Genomic DNA, 24226 nt, shown 5'->3' with positions numbered 1-24226 from the left:
TGATCATGAAGTTGTTGTCACGACACGCCGAGCCGGAGGGCAATAACTTCATGATCGCCGGGGTGGGGGCGGGGTGCGTTTACTCGGCGGCGGGGTGGGGGGCGGGTCTTGTATCGTTGAGCACCGTAAGGCGATGACCCGGCCATCACCGGTGAGCCTCCGGAAGAACAGCCGGGCAACCGGCCCAGTAGAACCGGACGGGTGCGGCCCGTCACAGCCGGCAAATGAGCGGGCGGTCGATCCTGACCGCCAAGCGGGGTGGTACCGCGGGCCACCGGGAGCGCCGTTCCAGGCGTACCCCGGAAGGTTCGTCCTCGCAGACCCACTGTTGAGTGAGCTGCGCGAGGAGAGCGACCCCCGATGGCCTATCCGTTGCACGACCCGACCGCCGCCGGTGTGCCGGCGAGCCCGGACCTGCCCGCGGTCGAGCGCCGGGTGCTGGAGCACTGGACGGCCGACAAGACCTTCGAGGCCAGCATCGAGGCCCGTCCCGCCGGCACGGACGGCAAGAACGAGTACGTCTTCTACGACGGCCCGCCCTTCGCCAACGGCCTGCCGCACTACGGTCACCTCTTCACCGGCTACGTCAAGGACGTGGTGCCGCGCTACCAGACCATGCGCGGCCGGCACGTCGAGCGGCGCTTCGGCTGGGACTGCCACGGCCTGCCCGCCGAGGTGGTGGCCGAGAAGCAGCTCGGCATCACCAGCAAGGCGGAGATCATCGACCTGGGCGTGGCCCGGTTCAACGAGGCCTGCCGTACCTCGGTGCTGGAGTTCACCCAGGACTGGGAGCGGTACATCAACCGGCAGGCCCGGTGGGTCGACTTCACCAACGACTACAAGACCCTCGACCTGGACTACATGGAAAGCGTCATGTGGGCCTTCAAGACCCTGCACGACAAGGGTCTGATCTACGAGGGCTTCCGGGTCCTGGCGTACTGCTGGCGTTGTGAGACGCCGCTGTCGAACACCGAGACCCGGATGGACGACGTCTACCGGGACCGGCACGACCCCACCCTGTCGGTGTGGTTCGGGCTGACCGCCGACGAGTCCGCGCCCGAGCTGGTGCGCGGGCCGGTCAAGCTGGGTGTCTGGACCACCACGCCGTGGACCCTGCCGTCGAACCTGGCGCTCGCCGTCGGGCCCGACATCGAGTACGCGGTGCTCGAACGCGACGGCGACCGCTTCCTGGTGGGGGCGGCGCGGCTGGCCGCGTACGCCAAGGAACTGGACGGCTACGAGCAGGTCGGGACGGTGTACGGCCGGGACCTGGTCGGGCGCCGCTACACGCCGCTGTTCGACTTCCTCGTCGAGCAGGCCGGGGAGAACGCCTACCAGGTGCTCGGCGCGGAGTTCGTCACCACCGAGGACGGCACCGGGATCGTCCACCTGGCCCCGGCCTTCGGTGAGGACGACCAGAACGTCTGCAACGCCGCAGGCATCCCCACCATCGTCACGGTGGACGACCACACCCGGTTCACCGCGCTGGTCCCGCCGTACCAGGGTGAGCAGGTCTTCGACGTCAACAAGCCGGTGATCCGGGAGCTGAAGGACCGGGGGGTGGTGCTCAAGCAGGACACCTACACCCACTCGTACCCGCACTGCTGGCGCTGCGACACCCCGCTGGTCTACAAGGCGGTGTCGTCGTGGTTCGTCGCGGTGACCCAGTTCCGGGACCGGATGGTCGAGCTGAACCAGGAGATCAACTGGACGCCCGGCCACATCAAGGACGGCTCGTTCGGCAAGTGGCTGGCCAACGCCCGGGACTGGTCGATCAGCCGGAACCGGTTCTGGGGCTCGCCGATCCCGGCGTGGAAGTCCGACGACCCGAACTACCCGCGCCTGGACGTCTACGGCTCGCTCGCCGACATCGAGCGGGACTTCGGCGTACGCCTGACCGACCTGCACCGGCCGGCGGTGGACGACCTGGTCCGCCCCAACCCGGACGACCCGACCGGGCAGTCGATGATGCGCCGGGTGCCGGAGGTGCTGGACTGCTGGTTCGAGTCCGGGTCGATGCCGTTCGCCCAGGTGCACTACCCGTTCGAGAACGCGGACTGGTTCGAGCACCACTACCCGGGTGACTTCATCGTCGAGTACATCGGGCAGACCCGCGGCTGGTTCTACACGATGCACGTGCTGGCCACCGCGCTGTTCGACAGGCCGGCGTTCCGCAACTGCCTGAGCCACGGCATCCTGCTCGGCTCGGACGGGCGCAAGATGTCCAAGAGCCTGAAGAACTATCCGGACGTCTACCACGTCTTCGACTCGTACGGCTCGGACGCGATGCGGTGGATGCTGATGTCGTCGCCGGTGCTGCGCGGTGGGGACATGGCGGTCACCGAGTCGGGCATCCGCGACGCCGTTCGGCAGGTGCTGCTGCCGCTGTGGAACGTGTGGTACTTCTTCACGCTCTACGCCAATGCCGACGGGTACCAGGCGCGGCGGCGCACCGACTCCACCCACCTGCTCGACAGGTACGTGCTGGCGAAGACGAACGAGCTGGTGTCGACGGTCGGCGCGCAGATGGACGCGTACGACATCTCCGGTGCCTGCGTCACCGTCCGGTCCTACCTGGACGCGCTGACCAACTGGTACGTGCGCCGGTCCCGGGACCGGTTCTGGTCCGGTGACGCCGACGCCTTCGACACGTTGTCGACGGTGCTGGAGACCCTCTGCCGGGTGGTGGCGCCGCTCGCGCCGCTGACCGCGGAGGAGATCTGGCGTGGCCTGACCGGGGAGCGTTCGGTGCACCTGACCGACTGGCCGGAGGCGAGCGAGTTCCCGGCCGACCACGACCTGGTCGCCGCGATGGACAACGTCCGGGCGGTCGCCTCGGCGGCGCTGTCGCTGCGCAAGGCCAAGGGGCTGCGGGTGCGACTGCCGCTGTCGACGTTGACCGTGGCCTCGCCTGTCGCGGAGCAGTTGCGGCCCTTCGCCGACCTGGTCGCCGACGAGGTCAACGTGAAGGCGGTGGAGTTCAGCGCGGAGCTGTCCGCGTACTGCGAGCAGGTGTTGACAGTGGTGCCGCGCGCGCTCGGCCCGCGGGTCGGCAAGCAGGTGCAGCAGGTGATCAAGGCGGTCAAGGCGGGCGAGTGGGAGCTGGTCGACGGCGCCCCGGTGGCCGCCGGCATCACCCTCGCCGAGGGTGAGTACGAGCTGCGCCTGGTCGCCGCCGACGCCGAGCACTCCGCGCCGCTGCCCGGCGGCGAGGGCGTGGTGGTGCTGGACACCGACGTCACCCCGGAACTGGCCGCCGAAGGGCTGGCCCGCGACGTGGTGCGGGTGGTGCAGCAGGCCCGCCGGGACGCCGACCTCGACGTCTCGGACCGGATCGTGGTGTCGGTGTCGGCGTCCGACGAGGTGCGCGCGGCGGTGGCCGCGTACGTCGACTTCGTCTCCGCGGAGGTGCTGGCCGACTCGGTGGACTTCACCGAGGGCGGCTCCGCCGGTTCGGGCCCGGAGGGCTTCGCCGGCGAGGTCGGCGATGGTGAGCGGGTAACGGTGGTCGTCCGCCGGGTATAAGGGAGCATCGCCAGGGTGCGGACGCCTCACCACCTCCGTCTGGGAGGTGTGGAGGCGTCCGCTACCGTGACACCGCCTGTTCGCACCTGATCTGCCGGAGGACCAGTGCCCCTGCTCTACACCATCGGCAAGCTCACCGTGGCGCCCACGCTGCGGTTGGCGTTCCGCCCGACCGTGGAGGGGCTGGAACACGTGCCGGAGACCGGCGGCGCGGTCTTCGCCGGCAACCACCTCTCGGTGGCCGACGAGCTGTTCCTCGGCACTGTCGTGCCCCGGCACCTGGCGTTCTGGGCCAAGTCGGAGTATTTCAAGGGCGCCGGCGTGAAGGGTGCGATCTCCAAGTTCGTCCTCACCGGCCTGGGCGCGATCCCGGTCGAGCGTGCCGGTGGCCGGGCGGCGCTGTCCGCGTTCGACGCGGCGATCCCGGCGCTCAAGGGCGGTGACCTCGTCGTGGTCTACCCGGAGGGCACCCGTTCGCCGGACGGCAAGCTCTACCGGGGGCGGACCGGCGCGGCCCGGCTGGCGATCTCGGCCGGCGTGCCGATCATTCCGGTCGGCATGATCGGCACGGACAAGGCGCAGCCGATCGGTGCCCGGGTGCCCCGGCCGGGCACTGCCAAGATCACGGTGCGTTTCGGCAAGCCGCTGGACTTCACCGGCCGTCCGGATGACCGCACCTCACTGCGGCAGATGACCGACGAGCTGATGAGCGAGATCCAGAAGCTCACCGGCCAGGAGTACGTGCCCCGCTACGCGCCACCGCGCGCCCACCCGGACCCGACCCGCGACGCCTGACCCCGGCGGGCGCGCCCGACCTCCCGGAGCGCGCCCTCGGTAGTCGGTCTGCCGGCGGTATCAGGCACCGCGGCTCAGCCCCGCTCGGGCTGCACGATCTGGGCGCGCAGGGTGCCCAGCAGCTCGGCGCTGTCGGCGACGGAGAGCCGGGTGAACACGCCGGTGGCGATGCTGCCGTGGTCGACCGACGTGCAGACCACCACGGCACTGCCGTCGGCGCTGCCCACCGCACAACGTTCGTGCCTGCCGCGCACACCGGTGTCCACGCTCTCCGGGGTGTCCAGTGCGTACCGCTCGGTGAGCCGGCTGATCTCGGCCTCCGCGTCCGACTCCGGACTCATCCGGAAGCCGGTGCCACCGAAGACCGTCACCCGCTTGCCGCTCGTCGTCGAGTAGACGCCGGCGAACGTGTCCTCGGCCAGCCAGTGCTCCTTGCGTACCTCGCCCTCCAACTTCCGGGCGGTCTCCGTGCTGCGGTCGTCCTGCCGCAGGCTGAGGTCGTCCACCTGGACGGGCAGTGCCGCGCGCGCCGGGTACTGGGCCGAGATCGGGAACCCGTAGTAGGCGGGGCAGCCGCAACAGCAGGCAAGGGTGAGCAGCAGCAGCCACGGCCAGCGGCGTCGCCGACGGACCGGGACCGGGACGTACCCCTTGGGGGCCTGCCAACCGGGCGGTGGTGTCGGCGTCGGCGGCGCTGTCGATCGCCGGCCCCGGCGCTGCTTCGGCACCTTCGGCGGCGCGGGTGGCGACACCGGTCGGGCCGGCACCACGGGTCCGACGGCCCGCGGCGCAGCCGGGGCGGCCGGCGGCGACACCGGATGCGACCCGGCCGGGGAAGCGGGTGGTCCGGACCACTGCCGGGTGTCCGGCGGCGTCGGGTACGACATCGTCGGCGGCATCGTCGGCGGCAGCGGGGGCAGTTCGGCGGAGGGCAGGTCCCAGCCGCCGGTGTCCACGCCGGCCCACGGGTCGACAGGCGTCTGGTGCTCGGGCGGCCCCACGGGGACCGGAGGGGAGGGTCGGCTCGGCCGACTCGCCCCAGGCGGACCGGCGTGGCAGCGGCGGCGGCACCGGCGCCGAGCCGCTCCACCTGGGTGCCGGGACCTCCTCGGTGGCAGCGGGTTCCGGCTGCTCCGGGGCGTCCGGCGGGCTCGGCTGGTCCGGGGGATCAGGCTGGTCCGAGGGGTCCGGCTGGTCCGAGGGGTCCGGCTTGTCCGGGGGTACGGGTGGGGAGGTCGGCTCGTCGGCGACCGCCGGGTCCCGCTCCGGCTCCGCGCCCGGGGTACTCCCGTCGGCCGGCCGTGCTCCCGGCTGGGGCTCCGGCATCGCGGCAATCTCCTCTCGCGCCGATCCGAGGTTAGTACCGCGCCGCCACCACCGCCGATCGGGCGTGCGCGCGATGGCCGCCGGGTGAACGCGTACCCTTGGGCATCATGAGTGCCCCGTCCACGACGCCGCGCGCGGCCGCGACCAACTCCGTGTGGTCCCAGCTCGAGCCGCTGCTACCCCAGGTCTCCAAGCCCATCCAGTACGTCGGGGGCGAGTTGGGTGCGGTGACGAAGGACTGGGACGCGACAACCGTGCGTTGGGCGCTGATGTATCCCGACGCCTACGAGGTGGGCCTGCCCAATCAGGGCGTGCAGATCCTCTACGAGGTGCTCAACGAGCTGCCCGACACCCTCGCCGAGCGGACGTACGCGGTCTGGCCGGACCTGGAGACGCTGATGCGCACGCACGGCGTGCCGCAGTTCACTGTCGACGCGCACCGGGCGGTGCGTGGGTTCGACGTGTTCGGCATCTCCTTCTCCACCGAGCTGGGCTACACCAACATGCTCACCGCGATCGACCTGGCCGGCATCCCGATGCTGGCCGCCGACCGCACCGACGCCGACCCGGTGATCGTGGCCGGCGGGCACGCCGCGTTCAACCCGGAGCCGATCGCCGACTTCATCGACGCCGCCGTGCTCGGCGACGGCGAGGAGGCGGTCCTGGAGATCACCGCGATCGTCCGGGAGTGGAAGTCCGAGGGCTCACCGGGCGGCCGCGACGAGCTGCTGCTGCGGCTGGCCCGCACCGAGAGCGTCTACGTGCCGCGCTTCTACGACGTCGACTACCTGCCGGACGGCCGGATCCAGCGGGTCGTGCCGAACCGGGCGGACGTGCCGTTCCGGGTGCACAAGCGCACGACGATGGACCTGGACGCCTGGCCGTACCCGAAGAAGCCCCTCGTGCCGCTGGCCGAGACGGTGCACGAGCGGTACGCGGTGGAGATCTTCCGGGGCTGCACCCGGGGTTGCCGGTTCTGCCAGGCCGGGATGATCACCCGGCCGGTCCGGGAGCGGTCGATCACCACGGTCGGGCAGATGGTCCGCGACGGCCTGGAGTTCTCCGGCTTCAACGAGGTCGGCCTGCTGTCGCTCTCCTCGGCGGACCACTCCGAGATCGGCGACATGTGCTCGGGCCTCGCCCAGCAGTACGAGGGCACGAACGTCTCGCTGTCGCTGCCGTCGACCCGGGTGGACGCGTTCAACATCGACCTCGCGCAGGAGCTGTCCCGCAACGGGCGGCGTACCGGCCTGACCTTCGCCCCGGAGGGCGGGTCGGAGCGGATCCGCAAGGTCATCAACAAGATGGTGTCGAAGGAAGACCTGATCCGTACGGTCGTCACCGCGTACACCAACGGCTGGCGGCAGGTGAAGCTCTACTTCATGTGCGGCCTGCCCACCGAGACCGACGAGGACGTCCTCGAGATCGCGGAGATGGCCCACGAGGTGATCAGGGCCGGCCGGGCCGCGACCGGTTCCAAGGACATCCGCTGCACGGTCTCCATCGGCGGTTTCGTGCCGAAGCCGCACACCCCGTTCCAGTGGGCCGGGATGGACCGTCCGGAGGTCATCGACCACCGACTCAAGATCCTCAAGCAGGCGATCAACGCGGACCGGTCGCTGGGCCGGGCCATCGGTTACCGCTACCACGACGGCGAGCCGTCGCTCATCGAAGGGCTGCTCTCCAGGGGTGACCGCCGGGTCGGCTCGGTGATCCGCAAGGTCTGGGAGAACGGCGGCCGGTTCGACGGGTGGAGCGAGCACTTCTCGTACCAGCGCTGGGTGGACGCGGCGGCCGAGACGCTGCCCGCGTTCGGGGTGGACCTCGAATGGTTCACCACCCGTCAGCGCGACGAGCTGGAGGTCCTGCCCTGGGACCACCTCGACTCGGGCCTGGACAAGGACTGGCTCTGGCAGGACTGGCAGGACTCGGTCAGCGGGTTCGAGCAGGACGACTGCCGGTGGACGCCCTGCTTCGACTGCGGCGTCTGCCCGTCGATGGACACCGAGATCCAGATCGGCCCCACCGGCAAGAAGCTGCTGCCGCTCACCCCGCTGGGCGGCAACGGCATGAAGGTCCAGACGGGCCACTCGCACCCCTGACCGGGCCGCCTCGGGGCAGTGCCGACCACCACCCTCCACATCCGACATGTCGTCCAACGGGCCCGCGTCTCGCGGGCCCGTTGTCGCTGTTCGAGCTTCGCCGTGTTGTCGCCCCGCACCGGCTCTTCCGCGAGATCGGCCGCCATCTGTACCACGTGGTGGTGGCTGGGGCTGCCCCGACTAGGTCAGACTCGATACGCTGCGTCTGACATGGACCGACCCCGCGGGTCGGGAACGGGGGAGGAAGCGCATGGGTAGCATCCCGCCGCCGAACACCGGCGATCTGCACGTCAGCGTCGAGGACCTGGACGCCGCCGCAGCGTACGTCGAGCGGCTCAAGCAGTACGTGGACGACACAATCAGCTACGAGATGGAACGCATCAAGGAGCGGATGAAGGGCGACAGCAACAACGCCCAGACCGTTCCGAACGGCACCCCCTTCGGCGCCTACGAGGACGCCCGCATGCAGTGGGCTGCCCTGACCACGTCCACTGGCAACATGGAGGCCCATCTCGCGACGCTCTCGCAGAAGCTCGCCGCGCTCAAGGAGGGCACCGAGGACATCGCGAAGGCGTTCCGCGACACCGAGGCGCGCAACGGCGCCAACGGCAAGGAGATCGAGCGGCTGCTGGAGTCGGCGGCGCCGCCGCCCACCGCCAGCGGCGCACCCACCTACCCGTACACGGCCTGAGGGGGACGTCATGGCTGGAGGAACCTGGGAGCGGTGCGTCCGCGAGGTGACGCTCTCCGCGGACCCGGAGACTGTCGGATCGGTCGGAGCGGGCTGGAGCAATCTCTCCAGCGGGCTGCAACAACTGCGGGACGCGCTCGTCGGTCGGTCGTTCGTCGGCCCGATCGCGACCGGCCAGGAACGCCCGAACGTCGGCGGCCTGCCCGGGATGCTCGCCGGTTGGAAGGGCAGCGGTGGTGACGCGTACCGCGAGCACCTGGGCAAGATCGGCAAGCAGATCGAGGATCTGATCACCGACGCGACAAACGTCAGTGGCGCGTTGACGCGGATCGAGGGCGACATCCGCAAGTCGGTCTCGACGATCCCGATCCCGCTGATGGACGACTTCGGCATCAACGAGTGGAGCCTGCCCAACGGCACCGAGCTCGACGATGCCCGCGACGGCGAGAGTTCATCGGGGTTCCTCGCCGCCCTGCGCAAGGACTACCAGAGCAACCCCGGCTCGTACGCCGACGGCGCCTTCCGGGACAAGGCCGACGACCTCGAAGCGACGATGAAGGTCGACGGCCAGGCCGGTGACAGCAAGCGGGGCGGCTGGTGGGACACCAAGTCGCACCTGGACAACTGGTACCGGGACAACCAGCAGGCGGCGAACACGGCGATGTCGCCGCTGCCCCAGGCGGTCTACACCGAGCGACCCAAGCTGACCGTGGTCCCGCCGGACGGCAAGGACGATCGGACCGACATCACTCGCGACCCCCGGGTTCCGCCGTCGGGGCGGCCCGACATCGGTGGTGGTGAGTTCGGCGGAAAGCCCGACATCGGTGGCGGCGGCCCCTCGATCGGCAGCAAACCACCGGGCATCGGCGACGGAGGCGGTCCGACGTCCACCGTCGACCCGTTCTCCCCGACGACGTCCGGCGGGATCGGCAGTGGCCCCAACGCAGGCGGCACCAGCGGGCTCACGCCCCCACCGACCGGTTCCGGTTACCCGGGTCCCGACGACGGCTACAGCAGCGGTCTTGCTGGCGCCAGCCCGAGCGGCGTCGGTGGCCTGGGCGGTGGCATCGGCGGCTCCGGCGTCGGCAGCGCCGGTCTCGGCGGTGCCGGCGGTGGGTTCGGCGGCGGTGGCGCAGGCCTCGGCGCGGCCGGCGGGATCGGCGGTGGCGCCGGCGGTGGCCTGGGCGGGGGTGCCGGGATCGGCGTGGGTGGCATTCCCGGCATGGTGGGCGGCGGCAACGGAAAGGTTCCGCCGATGACGAGCGCGGCGAACGCGTTGCGTACCGCCGCTGGCGCGGGTGGCGCCGGGATGGCGGGCGGCGCGCGTGGTGCGGGCGTCGGCGGCGCCGGAATGATGGGCGGCGGCATGATGGGCGGCGCGGGTGGCGCCGGGCACGGCGGCGGTGGCACCGGCTCCGAGCACTCGTCGTGGTTGACTGAGGACGACGATCCGTGGGGTCCTGGTGACGGTGCGTCCCCGGGTGTCCTTCGATGAGGATGGACGGATGAGGGTGAACGGTGCAGCTCTCCGGCCGGTGACCGCCTGCCTGCTGGCGGGGTTCCTGGTGGTGGGGGCCGCTCAACCGGCGGCCGCCGCGCCCCGGCGGGCCGAGCAGTGGTATCTGGACGAGCTCCGGATCGACCAGGTGCAGAAGATTTCGACCGGGCGGGGCGTGGTCGTGGCCGTGCTCGACAGTGGCGTCGAGGCCAGCCATCCCGACCTGCGCGGTCAGGTGCTTGCCGGTGGTCGCAGCTACGGCGCCTCCGGGGACGGCCGGGCCGACGAGGACGGGCACGGCACGCACATCGCCGGCATCATCGCGGCGAAGGCCAGCCCCGACGGCGTGGACGGCATCGCCCCCGGCGCGAAGATCCTGCCCATCAAGCTGCGCAAGGGCACCGGGCTCAACAGCAACGCGGCGGTGGCCGCCGGCATCCGGATGGCCGTCGATGGCGGTGCCAAGGTGATCAACATGTCCTTTGGTGGCCGGGGCTCCGGCAGCGCGGGGGAACTGAGCGCGATCAAGTACGCGTTGGATCATGACGTCGTGGTGGTGGCCTCCGCCGGCAACACCGCCAAGGGCGACACCGCCGTGGGCAACCCCGCCAACACCCCGGGTGTGATCGCGGTGACCGGGACGACCAGGGGCGGCAGGTTCTGGTCCGGGTCGGTCCAGGGGCCGGAGGCGGTGGTTGCCGCACCCGGCGACGGCATCTACAACGCCCTCAACGAGGGGGGCTACGGCTGGGGTGACGGCACCTCCGACTCCAGCGCGATCGTCGCCGGTCTGGCTGCGCTGATCCGCTCGAAGTATCCGGATCTCAGCGCTCCGAGCGTGATCAACCGGATCATCCGGACCGCGCGGGACGCCGGCCCGTCCGGGCGAGATCCGCAGTACGGCTTCGGGGTGATCGACCCGATGAAGGCGCTGACCGCGAACGTGCCGCCGGTCACCGCGAACCCTCTGCTCGACCCGGCCGCAGCGGCACCCGACCCGGGCCCGGCCCGCACCGACGGCGCGGACGAGGAGTTCGACGTCACCCAGCACGGCGATCGCGGTGGCCCCACCGACCAGCAGGTCATGGTGGTGGGCATCGGCATCGCTGTGGTGCTGGTGTTGCTGCTGGGGCTGGCGGCCTTCCTCATCTGGAACCGCCGTCGGTACCGGCAGGAGACGGCCCGAGCCGCCGACATCCCGGACGAGGTGTTCGACCCGGCGGCCCAGGGCGCGTACCCACCGCCGGACGCGGGTTACGCCCCACCACCGGGCTACCCGCCGCCACCCGGCTACGGCCCACCCTCCGGTTACGGCCCGCCGTCCGGTTACGGCCCGCCGTCCGGTTACGGCCCGCCGTCCGGTTACACCCCGCCGGGCGGGCCGCCACCCGCCCCGCCGAGGGAGCGGTAACCGGTCCCGATCGTGGTGGCCGGCTGGTGACCTCCGCGTCACCGGCCGGCCATCGGCTTTCGCGGCGTGTGGTCACGACCCCGACGACCGGTTTGCACCCGTCTGCCGGGGCGCTCCGACCGCCCCGGCTGCGTACCGTCACGAGCCCTGCGCCAGGATGAGCGGACACGCAGGTACACCCGAGGAGCCCACGATCGCCAAGAAGCCTCAACCCGAGGGCGGCCAGGCACCGGTCGTCCAGCGCGTCCGCATCCGGTACGCCAAGCGCGGGCCGCTGCGATTCACCTCGCACCGGGACTTCGCCCGGGCGTTCGAGCGCGCGCTACGCCGGGCCGCCGTGCCGGTCGCCTTCTCCCAGGGTTTTCACCCGCATCCGAAGATCTCCTACGCCAGCGCCGCGCCCACCGGGGTGGCGAGCGAGGCGGAATACCTGGAAATCGCCCTTCAGGCCACGGTCGACCCGGAGGCGTTGCGCGCCGCGTTGGACGCCGCGCTCTCGCCGGGGCTGGACGTCCTGGACGCCGTGATCGCCGAGGGAGGCAACCTGCCCGACCGGATCGAGGCGTCGCACTGGTACATCGAGTTGCCCGAAGTCGACACGGCGGTGCTGCGAGCCGCGGTGGACGCCTTCGTCGCGGCCGAGGAGGTGCTGGTCGAGCGGATGACCAAGCAGGGGCGACGTACTTTCGACGCCCGCGCTGCCGTGATATCGATCGATGTCCAACCGCCTACGCCGACGCCTTCCGGGGCGCCGGCCGTACCGTGTGCGATACTCGAACTGGTCGTGCGGCAGGTCACCCCGTCCGTACGGCCCGATGACGTCCTTTCCGGCCTCCGCGTGGTGGCCGACCTGGAGCCGCCGGTTTCGCCGAGGGTGACACGGCTGGCTCAGGGCACGTTGACCGCGCAGGGTGCGATCGTGGATCCGTTGGATGCGGACCGCGACGGGGCAGCCATCGTTGGGCACTGACCGACGGTCCGTGCTCTGGCAGGCAGACTTCGGCGGTCGCGCACCACGCGCGCCCGGCGGAAACACTTTTGCGGCGACCCTGCGTGGCAGCGCTCACCCGCGCCCGGGGTAGCCAGAACTGGAGAACGTCCATGCTCGAGAACGAGCCCGAGGGCGGCGAACGGACCGGTTCACAGCCGGCCAGCGACACCGCCGACCAGAGCAGCACTGCCGACGGCGCCGCCGTCGCGCCTCCCACCACCGCGGTCGGTTCGGCCTCGGTGGAACCGGCCGGTCCGGAGAGCGCTTCCGGTGAGGCCGAGCCGGCCGCGCCGGTCCGGCGCACCCGGGCGACCCGTCGTCGGGCGGCCCCGCTCAACCAGCCGGAGCAGACCGATGCCCCGGCCGAGGCGTCCACAGGTGGGGTCGGCAGCGCCGAATCGCCGCAGGCGGAGGTCTTCGCGCCGGTCTCCGGGGACCTGGACGTCGCCCCGAAGACCCCCCGGCGCCGCCGCAAGGCCACCGCCGTCGAGACGACGGCTGATGAGCCGCTGGTCGCCGCCTCCGCGGAGGCGGCCTCGGCCGAGGTGGTCCCCCCGGTCAAGGTGACCCGTACCCGGCGCAAGAAGGCCACACCGGCTGCCGTGGAGGAGCCGCCCGCCACCGAGCAGCCGCCCGCCACCGAGCAGCCGGCCGCCGCCGACGAGGTCCCCGCTGTCGAGGAGCCGGTCGTCGAGGAGCCGGCCGTCGCCGAGGAACCGGCGGACTCCGACCTGCGCGAGGCCGAGGCCGAGCTGAACGACTCCGAGGCCCTCCCGAGCACGTCCGCCGCCGAGCTGGCCTGGAGCGGTCGCGCACAGGAGCGCTCCGGCGAGGTGGCGCCGGGTGTGGCCGTCTCCGGTGTGGCGGATGAGCCGAACGAGCCCGCTGAGGTCGAGCCGGAGCAGCCGCGTACCCGTCGTCGGCGGGCTGCGCTCTCCGCGCCCACCGTGCTGTTCATGGCACCCCAACCGGACGCTGTGCCGGTGACCCGACCGGCGGAGCCCGCCGTGACGACCGAGGAGCCGGCCGCCGAGGAGGCCGCTGAGCCCTCCCGTCGCCGTCGGCGTGGTCGCCGCGAGGTCGAGCCGGTGGAGCCGGTGGAGGCGATCGAGGCCGAGGAGGAGCCGACCGAGGAGGCCGACGAGGCCACCGAGGCGGATGAGGACGACGAGGACAGCGCCGCCGCGCGCCGCCGCCGCCGGCGTGGTCGCCGCGGCCGGGGCCGGGGCAAGGGTGGAGCCGACGACGCCGAGGACGAGGAGTCCGAGGAGGCGGCGCAGGCCGACGAGGAAGAGACCGCAGAGGCCGAGGCCGAAGGCGACGAGGACGAGGAGTCCGAGGGCGGGGACGGCCTGACCCGTCGCCGCCGTCGTCGTCGCCGTCGTGGCGCCGGTGACACCGAGGGCGCGGCCGACGACGGCGTGCCGACCGTGGTGAAGATCCGCGAGCCGCGCCGGACCGTCGACGAGGTGCAGGGTGTGTCCGGCTCGACCCGGCTGGAGGCCAAGCGCCAGCGCCGCCGGGACGGTCGGGAGCAGCGTCGTACCCGCCCGCCGATCCTCAGCGAGTCGGAGTTCCTGGCGCGCCGGGAGGCTGTCGACCGGGTGATGGCGGTCCGCCAGCGCGGTGACCGCACCCAGATCGCCGTTCTGGAGGACGGGGTGCTCGTCGAGCACTACGTCACCCGCAACTCCTCCGGGACGATGGCCGGCAACGTGTACCTGGGCAAGGTGCAGAACGTGCTGCCGAGCATGGAGGCCGCGTTCGTCGACGTCGGCCGGGGCCGCAACGCGGTGCTGTACGCCGGTGAGGTCAACTGGGACACCTCCGGGCTGGAGGGGCGGGCCCGCTCGATCGAGCAGGCGCTGCGCTCCGGCGACTCGGTGCTGGTCCAGGTCACCAAGGACCCGATCGGGCACAAGGGCGCACGGCTGACCAGCCACATCGCGCTCTCGGGCCGGCACCTGGTCTACGTACCCAACGGCAACGCCTCCGGGATCAGCCGCAAGCTGCCGGACAACGAGCGCAAGCGGCTGCGCGACGTGCTCAAGAAGCTGGTTCCGGACGGCGCTGGCGTGATCGTCCGGACGGCCGCCGAGGGCGCCACCGAGGACGAGCTGGCCCGCGACGTCAAGCGGCTCCAGGCGCAGTGGGAGGACATCCAGGCCAAGGCCGCCGAGGGTGGCGCTCCGGTGCTGCTCTACGGGGAGCCGGACCTGGTCATCCGGGTGGTCCGGGACCTGTTCAACGAGGACTTCCGCGAGCTGGTGATCGAGGGCGAGCAGTCGTACGACATGGTCGAGTCGTACCTGTCGCACGTCTCCCCGGACCTGGTCGACCGGGTGCGTCGGCACGTCGGCACGAGCGACGTCTTCGCCGAGTACCGGATCGACGAGCAGATCATCAAGGGCCTGGACCGCAAGGTCTTCCTGCCCTCCGGCGGCTCTCTGGTGATCGACCGTACCGAGGCGATGACTGTCGTCGACGTCAACACCGGCAAGTACACCGGCTCCGGGGGCAACCTGGAGGAGACCGTCACGCGCAACAACCTGGAGGCGGCGGAGGAGATCGTCCGTCAGCTCCGGCTGCGTGACATCGGCGGCATCGTGGTGATCGACTTCATCGACATGGTGCTGGAGTCGAACCGTGAGCTGGTGCTGCGCCGGCTCACCGAGTGCCTGGGCCGGGACCGCACCAAGCACCAGGTCACCGAGATCACCTCGCTCGGCCTGGTGCAGATGACCCGTAAGCGGATCGGCGCGGGCCTGCTGGAGGCGTTCAGCGAGACCTGCGAGTGCTGCAAGGGCCGGGGCGTCATCATCCACACCGAGCCGGTGCCGGAGAAGCCGCGCCCCGCTGGTGCGGGAGAGAAGGTCAAGGCGGTCGCCTCGGCGGTCGCTCCCGCTCCGGCGGCCGAGCAGGGTGCCACGTCGTCCCGTCGCCGGGCGCGCAAGAACGCCCCGGCCGCGGCCGAGCGGACCGCCGTCGAGGTCGTCGACACCGACACCGACGCCAGGACCGAGCCGGACGCCGACTACCAGGACACCATGGGCTACGACCTGTCCCGCTACGAGTCGGACACCGCCGCCGCGCCGGCGATCTCCGACGCTCAGCAGGGTGAGTCGGCTCGGCTGGCCGCGGCGGACGACCCGGACGCGCTCGCTGACGGTGAGGGCGACGAGGAAACCACCGAGGGCGGTGGCGGCCGTCGCCGGTCGCGTCGCGGTGGCGCCCGTCGGCGGACCCGCCCCTGAGCGCCTGACCGGCCACGTGTTTGACGAGGTCCCTCTCCCGGCAAAGTGACGGGGGAGGGACCTCGCCGTTGCGGCCACCCGGCCCTCGATCGGCCGTCCCCGGTCAGGAGAAGAAGATGCGCCGTCTGCTCGCCGTCACCGCGCTGCTCACCGTGCTCGCCGGCGTGGCCGGCTGCTCCACCGACGGGTCCACCGGTGGGACGGCCGAGGCCGCTGGCACCTCTCCCGGACCTACCGGCATGCCGGCCAGCGGTGGTGTGGCGGGCGGCAACGCCACCCAGGTGTGCACCGCCGCGCAGGAGGCCGGCACCACTGCCGTCCGGACGTACGTGGCGGAGCTGGGCCGGATGCTCGCGGCGGTGGGCGCCGGAGACAGCCGCACGGCCGAGGCCGCTCGGGGTCGAGCCGAGGGGGCGCTGGCCGACTGGCGGACCGTACTGCGGGAGCAGTCGGCGCTGACCGACGATCCGCAGCTCAAGACTCTGCTCACCGACATCGGAACGGAAGTTTCCGCGCTCGGTGCCGACGTCGAGTCGATCGACGAGACCGAACTCGACCGACTCCAGCAGCGCCTCGACCAGCTCTGCGAGCGCTGACCAGGGCGGGCCGGTTTGGGGTCCGGGCCAGCAATGGCGTACTCTTGCCTGCGGCCCACCTTTGGTGTGCCGAGTTCCCGTGTGCCCGCGCCGCCGTGCACTGCTACCCGGCGAGCCGCTGCGGGGACGACCGCCAGCAGCCTCAACGACAGGGAGTCCGCCTCCGATGTACGCGATCGTCAAGACCGGCGGCAAGCAGTACAAGGTCGCCGAGGGCGACGTGATCGAGGTCGAGAAGCTCACCGGTGCCCCCGGTGACGCGGTGAAGCTCACCGCGGTGCTCCTCGTCGACGGTGACGACCTGGTGACCGACGCGGCGAAGCTTGCCGAGGTCGCGGTGTCCGGCGAAATCGCCGCGCACACCAAGGGCCCGAAGATCCGGATCCACAAGTTCAAGAACAAGACTGGCTACCACAAGCGCCAGGGTCACCGTCAGCCGTTGACCCAGGTCAAGGTGACCGGCATCTCCAGCGGGAAGTAGGTCGTCCTCTCATGGCTCACAAAAAGGGTGCGTCCAGCTCGCGTAACGGTCGTGATTCCGCGGCCCAGCGACTCGGCGTGAAGCGCTTCGGTGGTCAGGTCGTCAGCGCCGGTGAGATCATCATCCGGCAGCGTGGCACCAAGTTCCACCCCGGTGACCTGGTCGGCCGTGGCGGCGACGACACGCTGTTCGCGCTGTCCGCCGGTGCGGTCCTGTTCGGCACGAAGCGCGGTCGTAAGACCGTCAGCATCGTTCCGCAGCAGTAGTTCTCGGGCTAAGCGGGCCGCGGACCTCCGGGTCCCGGCCCGCTTAGCCTTTTTCGCGAAGTGCGGGGTTCGGCCTCGCTGGAAGGATTGACGCCGTGGCAACGTTCGTTGACCGGGTCGTGCTGCACCTGCAGTCCGGCGATGGCGGGCACGGTTGTGCCTCGATCCACCGCGAGAAGTTCAAGCCCTTCGGCGGGCCGGACGGCGGCAACGGCGGGCACGGCGGCAGTGTGTCGCTGGTGGTCGACCCGCAGGTGACCACGCTGCTCGACTTCCACTTCCACCCGCACGTCAAGGCCGACAGCGGCAAGGGCGGCGCCGGGTCGAACCGGGACGGGGCCAACGGCCAGAACCTGGTGCTCAAGGTGCCCAACGGCACCGTTGTGCAGACCGTCGATGGCACCGTGCTGGCTGACATGGTCGGCGCCGGCACCACCTTCGAGGTCGCCCGCGGCGGGCGCGGCGGGCGGGGCAACGCGTCGCTGGCCAACGCCAAGCGCAAGGCGCCCGGCTTCGCCGAGCTGGGGGAGCCCGGCGACCAACTGGACATCGTGCTGGAGCTGAAGAGCGTCGCCGATGTGGGCCTGGTGGGCTTCCCGTCCGCCGGTAAGTCGTCGCTGATCTCGGTGATCTCCGCCGCGAAGCCGAAGATCGCCGACTACCCGTTCACCACCCTGGTGCCCAACCTCGGCGTGGTGCGGATGGACAACCACACCTTCACCGTCGCGGACGTGCCGGGCCTGATCCCCGGCGCGGCCACCGGCAAGGGGCTGGGCCTGGAGTTCCTGCGGCACATCGAGCGCTGCGCGGTGCTGGTGCACGTCATCGACTCGGCGACCCTGGAGCCCGGCCGTGACCCGGTGGCCGACATCGACGCCATCGAGTCCGAGCTGAGCCAGTACGGCGGCCTCGCCGAGCGCCCACGGCTGGTGGCCGTCAACAAGGTCGACGTGCCGGACGGCCGCGACCTCGCCGAGATCGTGCGCCCCGACCTGGAGGAGCGCGGTTACCGGGTGTTCGAGGTCTCCGCAGCCACCCGGGAAGGGCTCAAGGAGCTGACCTACGCGATGGCCGAGCTGGTCGATGCGGAGCGTAAGGCCGCTCCGCCCGCCGAGCCGACCCGGATCGTGATCCGCCCGATGGCCGTGGACGACGACGGTTTCACCATCACGGCCGAGACGGACGGCTCGTTCACCGTCCGCGGCGTCCGACCGGAACGCTGGGTCAAGCAGACCAACTTCGACAACGACGAGGCGGTCGGCTACCTGGCTGACCGGCTGGCTCGGCTCGGGGTGGAGGACAAGCTGGGCAAGGCCGGCGCACAGCCCGGTGATCTGGTCCGGATCGGCGCGCGCGAGTTCGACTGGCAGCCGACGCTCTTCGCCGGGGTGGACTTCGTACCCGGCAACCGGGGCACCGACGTCCGCCTGGAGGAGAAGTCGAACCGGGCCTCCGCCGCGGATCGGCTCGCCGCCCGGAAGGCTCGCCGGGTGCGGTCGGCGGACCACCTGGGCGCGGACGCGTCCGACGACCTCGATGACGACATGGCCGACGAGGACGACGCCGAGTAGTTCGTTGCGCTCCGTGATGGGGTTGATTTCCGGAAACCTCCCCGAAATCCACGCGTCCTAGCGTGGGGTGATGCTGATCGAGTCCCGGCCTGCCATCGATCCGGAGATCGCCGCCATGGTGATCGCGCAGCAGCGTGAGCTGCGCGAGGCCGATGGTGGGTTGGACGGGCAGGTCTTCGTTCCCCATGACGATGTCCGCTACCTGGCGGTGGTGCTGAACGGTCGGGCGGTCGCCTGCGGTGGGCTCCAGGCGCTCGATGCCGAAACCGGTGAGGTCAAGCGGATGTACGTCCGGCCCGCGTACCGGGGGCGGGGGATCGGTCGTCAGTTGCTCGCCGCGCTGGAGGAGTGCGCGTTCCGGCAGGGGCACTCGGTGGTCTGCCTGGAGACGGGCACCTACCTGCCGGCCGCTATCGCCCTGTACACCTCGTGTGGCTACGAGCGGATCCCGGTGTACGGCGAGTACGTGGGCAACCCGTACAGCGTCTGTTTCGCCAAGCGGTTGCCGGTCGCGGCCTGACGGTCGCGTCGCCGCCGCCGGGCCGCCGTTCGGCCGGCGCGAGCACGAAACCGAGGCGCGAGCACGAAACCCAGGTCAGTGCCGGTCGGCGGGGTTGTCCAGGCGTCCGCCGGTGCCCGCCTGGTTCGACAGCAGCAGCCCGAGCGCGAGCATGCCGAAGCCGAGCGCGAGGTGCAGCCAGTTGTCGGCGTCGTTGACCGGAAGGATGTTCGCCCCGCCCTCCGGGTTGACCGCCTCGATCGCGAGGCCGTACAGCCAGAGAGCGAGGTAGATCGCGCCACCGGCGGCCAGGAACACGCGGGCGCCGGCGACGCTGCGGGCCAGCGCCAGGCCGGCCAGCCCGAAGAGCAGGTGCACCGCGTTGTGCAGGATCGACACCTGGAACAGCCCGAGCAGGTGGGCGTCCGAGTGGTGCCCGGCGAACCGCAGCTCGCCGTAGTCGGTGGTGATGCCGGGGATGAAGCCGAGGACGCCGATCAGCAGGAAGACCCCGGCCACGGCCAGCGCGGCCACCTGGACCCGGGGCCGGGGGCCGGCCGCTCGGCCGCCCCGCGCGTCTCGTGCCATCGCTGCCCCCTCCGTGGATCTGCCGGCCTTCGCGAACCTCACTGTCCGCAGCGGCGACGTGACGCAGCCCGACGATCCTCCATTTTGAAGTCCATCGGGTGGGCCGCGCAGAGAAATGCACGAAGAGGTATGGACGGCTGAACGCAGGGTAGGTGAATGGTCAGCGGCGGCGGCAACGCGACCGCATCCCCCAGCACAACCGCTACGACTTTCTGAGCGGAAGGGACATCATGACTTACGATCTTTCATCTACGTCTTCCACCTATGGGCAGCAGTCGACCAACGGCGGCGGCGTCCGCGACCAGGCGCGCCAGGCCGGGTCGGAGGCCGCGCAGGCTGGTGGCGCGGTCGCCCAGACCGCCAAGGAGCAGGGCACCGAGGTGGGCCGCGAGGCGGCCCGGCAGGCCCGCAACCTGTACGGCGAGGCCCGCAGCCAGCTCGCCAGCCAGACCGGTGAGCAGCAGCGCCGGGCCGCTGGTGGGCTGCGTTCGCTGGCCGACGAGATGCGCTCGATGGCCGAGCAGGGTGGCCAGGCCGGCCCGGTGAGCGAGCTGGCCCGCCAGGCCGCCGACCGGGTGCACGGCGTCGCCGGTTGGCTTGAGGAGCGCGAGCCCGGCGACCTGATCACCGAGGTACGCGACTACGCGCGGCGTAACCCGGGCACCTTCCTGGTCGGCGCGGCGGTCCTCGGTGTGCTGGCCGGCCGGCTGACCCGTGGTATCACGGCCGCTGGCGACGACTCCGGCAACGGTTCCTCGACCTATCGGGGTGCCGGGGCGTACGACCCGGAGCAGACCGCAGTGATCCCGACGCCGCCGCCGGCGCCCCGCGCGGTGCCGGACGCCGTCCCGCCGGGCGGCTACCTCGACCCGACCCCCGGTACGCACACCCCGCCGACGTCCGGTGGCTACGCGGACCAGACGCCCGGTACCTACGCCGACCCGGCGCCCGGTACCTACGCGGACCCGGCGCCCGGCGGCTACGACGAGCCCACCCGGGGCGACTACCCGGAGCACTCCGGCACCGGTCAGCCGTTGCCGCCGGTGACCCAGACCGACCCGCTGCCGGGCGTGCCGTCCAGCGGCAGCCCCCGCCCGTGAGCCGCCGAGTCATCCGAAGGGAGACGACGGCATGAGCATGCCGACGCAGGGGTCTGGACTGGACTCCGGTTTCCACCCCGACCCGGGTGCGCCGCACACAGCGGCGGAGGTGAAGGGCAGCTCGCTGGGTGACCTGATGCGTCAGGTCACCACCGACCTGTCGACGCTGATGCGTCAGGAGGTGGAGCTGGCCAAGGCCGAGATCCGCCAGGAGGGCAAGAAGGCGGGCAAGGCCGCGGGCCTCTTCGGCGGTGCCGGTTTCGGCGGCTACATGGTGGCGCTCTTCGTGTCCATCGCCGTGTGGCAGTTCCTGGACAACGTCATGGACTCCGGCCTGGCCGCGCTGATCGTGGCCATCATCTGGGCCGCGGTCGCCGCGGTCCTCTACTCGATGGCCAAGAAGAACGCCCAGCACGTACGCGGGCTCAAGCAGACAAACGACAGCGTGCAGCGGATCCCCGACGCGCTCAAGCCGCACCCGGAGGGAGTCACCCGATGAGCACCGATCCCGATCAGATCCGCCGGGAGATCGAAGCCACCCGTAACAGCCTCAGCTCCGATGTGGATGCGCTGGCGTACAAGGTCAGCCCCAGCCGCATCGTCGACGACCGTAAGCAGCGGGCCCGTTCCGCTCTGCAGAATGTGAGGGACAAGGTCATGGGAACCGCGTCCGACCTCGGCCACGGCACCGGCCAGGCCGCCCACTCGGTGGGTGACCGCGCCTCGTCGGCGGCCTCCAGCGTCAGCGACGCCGCGCATTCGGCGGCTTCCACCGTCAGCGACGCCGCGCACAGCGCGCCGCGGGTGATCCGGCAGAAGTCCCAGGGCAACCCTCTCGCCGCCGGCCTGATCGCGTTCGGGGTCGGCTGGCTGGCCTCGTCGCTGATCCCGGCCTCCCGCCGCGAGCAGCAGGCCGCCACCCAGGTGAAGGCCAAGGTCAGCGAGCACAGCGGGGCGGTGAAGGAGAAGCTGGGCGAGGTGGCGAGCGAGTTGCGCGAGCCGGCCCAGCACGCCGCCGAGTCGGTGAAGTCCGCCGCTCAGGACGCCGTGCACGCGGTCAAGGACGACACGAAGTCCGCCGCCCACGACATCAAGGACCACGCCACCCGCTAACCCCGATCACGACAGCTCGCGGGCACCCCAGGGTGCCCGCGAGCTGTCGCGTTCCCCCCACACCCCGACCCGATCTTGCACTTAGGGTTGGGGTTTTGTCGTCTCTGGGGTGTTCTGTCCGCACAGGAAGTGCAAGATCGCGCGGGTCTGGGGGGTGGGGGTCGCGGCCTGGCGGATTCGGGTGTTGTTGTAACGGACACCGCCTCCCAGGACGCGCTGGGCTACCGCGAGCCAGCTGCAGATGCCGCGTTCCAGCAGCCAGAGCGGGGCTGCCAGGGTCGTGGCCGGTGGGAACACGTGGCGTCCGTCGGCCCGGCGGCGGCCCAGCTCGGCCAGGCCGACAACCCCGGCCGCCGCGCCGAGCAGCAGCCTGGGCCGGCGCGACGCGACCGCCGCCGCCAGCGCCGGCAGCACCGCGAGCGCGGTCAGCAGGCGAGCCGGCTGAGCCAGATCGTCGTACGCCTGACGGACCCGTTGACCACGGAAATGCGCCGCGTCCGGAGGCAGCCGACGGACGTACAGCCACGCCGGGGCGGCCTCGGTGCCGTGGTACGCGCGCACGGTTCGGATCAGCTCCAGGTTCTCGAAGAGCACGTCCGGGTCGTACCCGCCCATGGCGAGGAAGGTGCCGCGCCGCACGGCGAGGGTGCCCGGGTAGTCCGCCCCGAGCGCCCGGTTGAGCAGGGTACGGCCGGTGTCCCACCAGGCGTGCCAGGGCAGCGGGTCGAAGTAGTTCTGCGGTCTTACCAGGTCGGCCCGGCCCAGCAGCCGGTGTACCGCGGTCAGCGCGGCCTCGTCGTAGCGGACGTCGTCGTCGGCGATCACCACGTGTTCGTGGCCGGCTGCGCGGACACCGGTGTGCACCCCGAGCACCTTGCCGTTGAGCCCGTGCTTGCCCGGGTCCGGTGCGAGGTGTCGGACCAGCCCCCGCCACGCCTCGGCGTGCCGGGCGAAGAGGTCCGGAGGTGAACCGTCGACCACGAGCACCTCGACCCGGTCACCCAGCCAGCGCAGGTGGTCGGTCAGCTCGGCCAGGCCGGCGTCGGTGTGCCAGCGCAGCGGCAGCACGTACGTCATCGGCAGGCGGATCGGTGGGGCACCGGTTCGCCGCACGGCTTCGTCACCTCGACCAGGCACGATCGTCGGCCGCTCAGGCGGTGCGCCGGATGTTGGTGAGGGTCAGGCCGAGGGGCGGCAACGCGGGCATCCGGTGCAGGTCCAGGGCCAGGTTCTGAACGGGGACGTCGTAGCGCATGGTGGCGGTCAGGTTGGTGACCGCCCGCTTCATCAGGTCGATGGTGATCCACTCGCCGGCGCAGCGGTGCCCGGCCCAGTGGTCGCCGCCGCCCTGCGAGATCAGTTCGAAGGGGTCCACCCGGCGGTGGGCGAACCGTTCCGGGCGGAACAGCTCCGGTTGGGGCCAGAGCGTCGGGTGGTGGTTGGTGCCGTAGAGGTCGAGCAGTACCCGCCGGCCCCTCGGGAAGTGGTGGCCCTGCCAGTCGAAGGAACGCCGGACCCGGGCCGCCGCCATCGGGAAGAACGGGTAGTAGCGGCGCACCTCCTGGACGAAGTTCCCGGTGGCCTCGTCGTCGTCGCGGACCCGTTCCCGCCAACCCGGGTGGTCGTGCAGGGCGAGCGCGGCGAAGGCGATGTACTGGTCGACGGCGACCACCGGGCGCAGCACGTTGAGCAGCTCCACCGCCGCGATCCGCCGGGGGAGGAGGTTGCCGCGCCCGTCGCGGTGTTCGGCGATCACGGCCAGGGCGCTGCCGGCCGGCGCCGGGGCGAAACCGACACGGGTCCGTTCGATGAGGTCGGCGAGCCAGCGTTCGACGCGGTACCGGGCGAGCCGTCCCCGCCAGTGCCGGGGTCCGATCACCGCCGGGGCCTCGATCATGGCGTGCAGCTCGACGGCGCGTCGCTCGACCTGCGACGTGGGCAGCGGCACCCCGGCCCAGGCGCAGACCACCCGGGTCAGCAACCGACCCAGCTCGTCGTAGAGCGACACCGGGCCGGCGCCCTCCCAGGCGGTGATCCGGGTCTGCCACTCGTCGTCGAAGAGCTGGCCGAGCTGCCGGATCGCGGCCGGAGTCATGATCGACATGAACATGGCCTTGCGGTCGGAGTGCTCCGGCCCGTCCAGCCCCTGCACCCCACCCCGACCGGTCAGGGTCCGCTGCACGCGCAGCGGCATCGCGGTGGCGCGTTGGAAGCGGTGGTTGTCGTAGAACAGCTCCGCCGCCGGACGGCCGCGCAGGCAGATGGTCGGGGTGAGCAGGATCCGGGTTCGGAAGACGTCGCTGCCGTACCGTTCGCAGCGTTCGCTGATGAACCGGTAACCGGCGCGGAGCAGCGCGAGGGTGCTGTCCGGGCTGCGGTCGGCCGGCATGGTCGCCATCGGGTCTCCTCACGCGCGGGG

At 71.5% G+C, this 24226-nt stretch carries 20 protein-coding genes; 16 read left to right on the top strand and 4 right to left on the bottom strand.

Annotated features, from left to right (window positions below):
* The first annotated feature begins 360 nt into the window (after positions 1-360).
* Positions 361-3525, top strand: coding sequence for an isoleucine--tRNA ligase (gene ileS / locus ACQP0U_RS26100; RefSeq protein WP_433311970.1), 3165 nt, complete (start codon positions 361-363; stop codon positions 3523-3525).
* Between the two features lie 105 nt (positions 3526-3630).
* Positions 3631-4320 (top strand): lysophospholipid acyltransferase family protein, encoded by a 690-nt coding sequence (locus ACQP0U_RS26095; protein ID WP_357191444.1) that lies wholly within the window; start codon positions 3631-3633, stop codon positions 4318-4320.
* A 74-nt stretch (positions 4321-4394) separates the two neighbouring features.
* Here the strand turns inward: ACQP0U_RS26095 and ACQP0U_RS26090 are convergent, their stop codons facing one another.
* Positions 4395-5321, bottom strand: a complete 927-nt coding sequence (locus tag ACQP0U_RS26090; RefSeq protein WP_433311966.1) for a hypothetical protein — start codon at positions 5319-5321, stop codon at positions 4395-4397.
* Positions 5322-5753: 432 nt separating this feature from the next.
* Between ACQP0U_RS26090 and ACQP0U_RS26085 the strand changes: the two genes are divergently transcribed.
* From ACQP0U_RS26085 to ACQP0U_RS26035, 11 genes are all read left to right on the top strand, one after another.
* Positions 5754-7748 (top strand): TIGR03960 family B12-binding radical SAM protein, encoded by a 1995-nt coding sequence (locus tag ACQP0U_RS26085; protein WP_433311963.1) that lies wholly within the window; start codon positions 5754-5756, stop codon positions 7746-7748.
* A gap of 250 nt (positions 7749-7998) precedes the next feature.
* Positions 7999-8439 (top strand): hypothetical protein, encoded by a 441-nt coding sequence (locus ACQP0U_RS26080; protein ID WP_433311960.1) that lies wholly within the window; start codon positions 7999-8001, stop codon positions 8437-8439.
* A gap of 10 nt (positions 8440-8449) precedes the next feature.
* Complete coding sequence (locus ACQP0U_RS26075; RefSeq protein ID WP_433311957.1) at positions 8450-9934, top strand: WXG100 family type VII secretion target; 1485 nt, start codon at positions 8450-8452, stop codon at positions 9932-9934.
* A 10-nt stretch (positions 9935-9944) separates the two neighbouring features.
* The gene (mycP, locus tag ACQP0U_RS26070) at positions 9945-11348 is read left to right on the top strand and encodes a type VII secretion-associated serine protease mycosin (protein WP_433311955.1); all 1404 of its coding nucleotides are present in this window, start codon (positions 9945-9947) and stop codon (positions 11346-11348) included.
* A gap of 274 nt (positions 11349-11622) precedes the next feature.
* A complete protein-coding gene (locus ACQP0U_RS26065; protein ID WP_433321144.1) occupies positions 11623-12318 on the top strand; it encodes a TIGR03936 family radical SAM-associated protein in 696 nt (231 codons plus the stop codon).
* A 131-nt stretch (positions 12319-12449) separates the two neighbouring features.
* A complete protein-coding gene (locus ACQP0U_RS26060) occupies positions 12450-15593 on the top strand; it encodes an Rne/Rng family ribonuclease (protein WP_433311953.1) in 3144 nt (1047 codons plus the stop codon).
* 116 nt (positions 15594-15709) lie between these two features.
* Positions 15710-16189, top strand: coding sequence for a hypothetical protein (locus ACQP0U_RS26055; protein ID WP_433311950.1), 480 nt, complete (start codon positions 15710-15712; stop codon positions 16187-16189).
* 166 nt (positions 16190-16355) lie between these two features.
* Positions 16356-16670 (top strand): 50S ribosomal protein L21, encoded by a 315-nt coding sequence (gene rplU, locus ACQP0U_RS26050; protein ID WP_007464063.1) that lies wholly within the window; start codon positions 16356-16358, stop codon positions 16668-16670.
* Positions 16671-16681: 11 nt separating this feature from the next.
* Positions 16682-16936 (top strand): 50S ribosomal protein L27, encoded by a 255-nt coding sequence (rpmA, locus tag ACQP0U_RS26045; RefSeq protein WP_007464062.1) that lies wholly within the window; start codon positions 16682-16684, stop codon positions 16934-16936.
* A gap of 95 nt (positions 16937-17031) precedes the next feature.
* Complete coding sequence (gene obgE / locus ACQP0U_RS26040; protein ID WP_433311947.1) at positions 17032-18507, top strand: GTPase ObgE; 1476 nt, start codon at positions 17032-17034, stop codon at positions 18505-18507.
* Positions 18508-18577: 70 nt separating this feature from the next.
* Positions 18578-19027: a GNAT family N-acetyltransferase gene (locus tag ACQP0U_RS26035; RefSeq protein ID WP_433311944.1), complete on the top strand. Its 450-nt coding sequence runs from the start codon at positions 18578-18580 to the stop codon at positions 19025-19027.
* A 75-nt stretch (positions 19028-19102) separates the two neighbouring features.
* Here ACQP0U_RS26035 and ACQP0U_RS26030 read toward each other — a convergent pair whose 3' ends face one another.
* Positions 19103-19594, bottom strand: a complete 492-nt coding sequence (locus ACQP0U_RS26030) for a DUF4383 domain-containing protein (protein WP_433311942.1) — start codon at positions 19592-19594, stop codon at positions 19103-19105.
* Between the two features lie 230 nt (positions 19595-19824).
* Between ACQP0U_RS26030 and ACQP0U_RS26025 the strand changes: the two genes are divergently transcribed.
* The 3 genes from ACQP0U_RS26025 to ACQP0U_RS26015 are packed head-to-tail and all read left to right on the top strand — an operon-like array spanning position 19825 to position 21807.
* Positions 19825-20694: a hypothetical protein gene (locus tag ACQP0U_RS26025; protein WP_433311939.1), complete on the top strand. Its 870-nt coding sequence runs from the start codon at positions 19825-19827 to the stop codon at positions 20692-20694.
* Between the two features lie 31 nt (positions 20695-20725).
* Complete coding sequence (locus ACQP0U_RS26020) at positions 20726-21193, top strand: phage holin family protein (protein ID WP_433311936.1); 468 nt, start codon at positions 20726-20728, stop codon at positions 21191-21193.
* On the top strand, positions 21190-21807 hold the full coding sequence (locus ACQP0U_RS26015) for a DUF3618 domain-containing protein (protein WP_433311933.1): 618 nt from the start codon (positions 21190-21192) through the stop codon (positions 21805-21807). Before ACQP0U_RS26020 ends, ACQP0U_RS26015 begins: the two co-directional genes overlap by 4 nt.
* 81 nt (positions 21808-21888) lie before the next feature.
* Here the strand turns inward: ACQP0U_RS26015 and ACQP0U_RS26010 are convergent, their stop codons facing one another.
* Complete coding sequence (locus ACQP0U_RS26010; protein ID WP_433311930.1) at positions 21889-22920, bottom strand: glycosyltransferase; 1032 nt, start codon at positions 22918-22920, stop codon at positions 21889-21891.
* 37 nt (positions 22921-22957) lie between these two features.
* Entirely contained in the window at positions 22958-24205 is a 1248-nt protein-coding gene (locus ACQP0U_RS26005; protein WP_433311927.1) for a cytochrome P450, read from the bottom strand.
* Positions 24206-24226 lie beyond the last annotated feature (21 nt).

It is taken from the genome of Micromonospora sp. CA-269861 (genome assembly GCF_050948505.1).
Classification (GTDB): Bacteria; Actinomycetota; Actinomycetes; order Mycobacteriales; family Micromonosporaceae; genus Micromonospora.
This window is presented reverse-complemented; position numbering and strand designations above follow the sequence as displayed.

Excerpts from the sequence above, each read along its gene's own strand:
- ACQP0U_RS26025 (WP_433311939.1), top strand. The coding sequence starts at position 19,825 with ATGACTTACGATCTTTCATCTACGTCTTCCACCTATGGGCAGCAGTCG.
- ACQP0U_RS26075 (WP_433311957.1), top strand. The coding sequence starts at position 8,450 with ATGGCTGGAGGAACCTGGGAGCGGTGCGTCCGCGAGGTGACGCTCTCC.
- rpmA (WP_007464062.1), top strand. The coding sequence starts at position 16,682 with ATGGCTCACAAAAAGGGTGCGTCCAGCTCGCGTAACGGTCGTGATTCC.
- ACQP0U_RS26035 (WP_433311944.1), top strand. The coding sequence starts at position 18,578 with ATGCTGATCGAGTCCCGGCCTGCCATCGATCCGGAGATCGCCGCCATG.
- ACQP0U_RS26080 (WP_433311960.1), top strand. The coding sequence starts at position 7,999 with ATGGGTAGCATCCCGCCGCCGAACACCGGCGATCTGCACGTCAGCGTC.
- ACQP0U_RS26060 (WP_433311953.1), top strand. The coding sequence starts at position 12,450 with ATGCTCGAGAACGAGCCCGAGGGCGGCGAACGGACCGGTTCACAGCCG.
- ACQP0U_RS26020 (WP_433311936.1), top strand. The coding sequence starts at position 20,726 with ATGAGCATGCCGACGCAGGGGTCTGGACTGGACTCCGGTTTCCACCCC.
- ACQP0U_RS26085 (WP_433311963.1), top strand. The coding sequence starts at position 5,754 with ATGAGTGCCCCGTCCACGACGCCGCGCGCGGCCGCGACCAACTCCGTG.
- ileS (WP_433311970.1), top strand. The coding sequence starts at position 361 with ATGGCCTATCCGTTGCACGACCCGACCGCCGCCGGTGTGCCGGCGAGC.
- ACQP0U_RS26015 (WP_433311933.1), top strand. The coding sequence starts at position 21,190 with ATGAGCACCGATCCCGATCAGATCCGCCGGGAGATCGAAGCCACCCGT.
- rplU (WP_007464063.1), top strand. The coding sequence starts at position 16,356 with ATGTACGCGATCGTCAAGACCGGCGGCAAGCAGTACAAGGTCGCCGAG.
- ACQP0U_RS26005 (WP_433311927.1), bottom strand. The coding sequence starts at position 24,205 with ATGGCGACCATGCCGGCCGACCGCAGCCCGGACAGCACCCTCGCGCTG.
- mycP (WP_433311955.1), top strand. The coding sequence starts at position 9,945 with ATGAGGGTGAACGGTGCAGCTCTCCGGCCGGTGACCGCCTGCCTGCTG.
- ACQP0U_RS26030 (WP_433311942.1), bottom strand. The coding sequence starts at position 19,594 with ATGGCACGAGACGCGCGGGGCGGCCGAGCGGCCGGCCCCCGGCCCCGG.
- ACQP0U_RS26055 (WP_433311950.1), top strand. The coding sequence starts at position 15,710 with ATGCGCCGTCTGCTCGCCGTCACCGCGCTGCTCACCGTGCTCGCCGGC.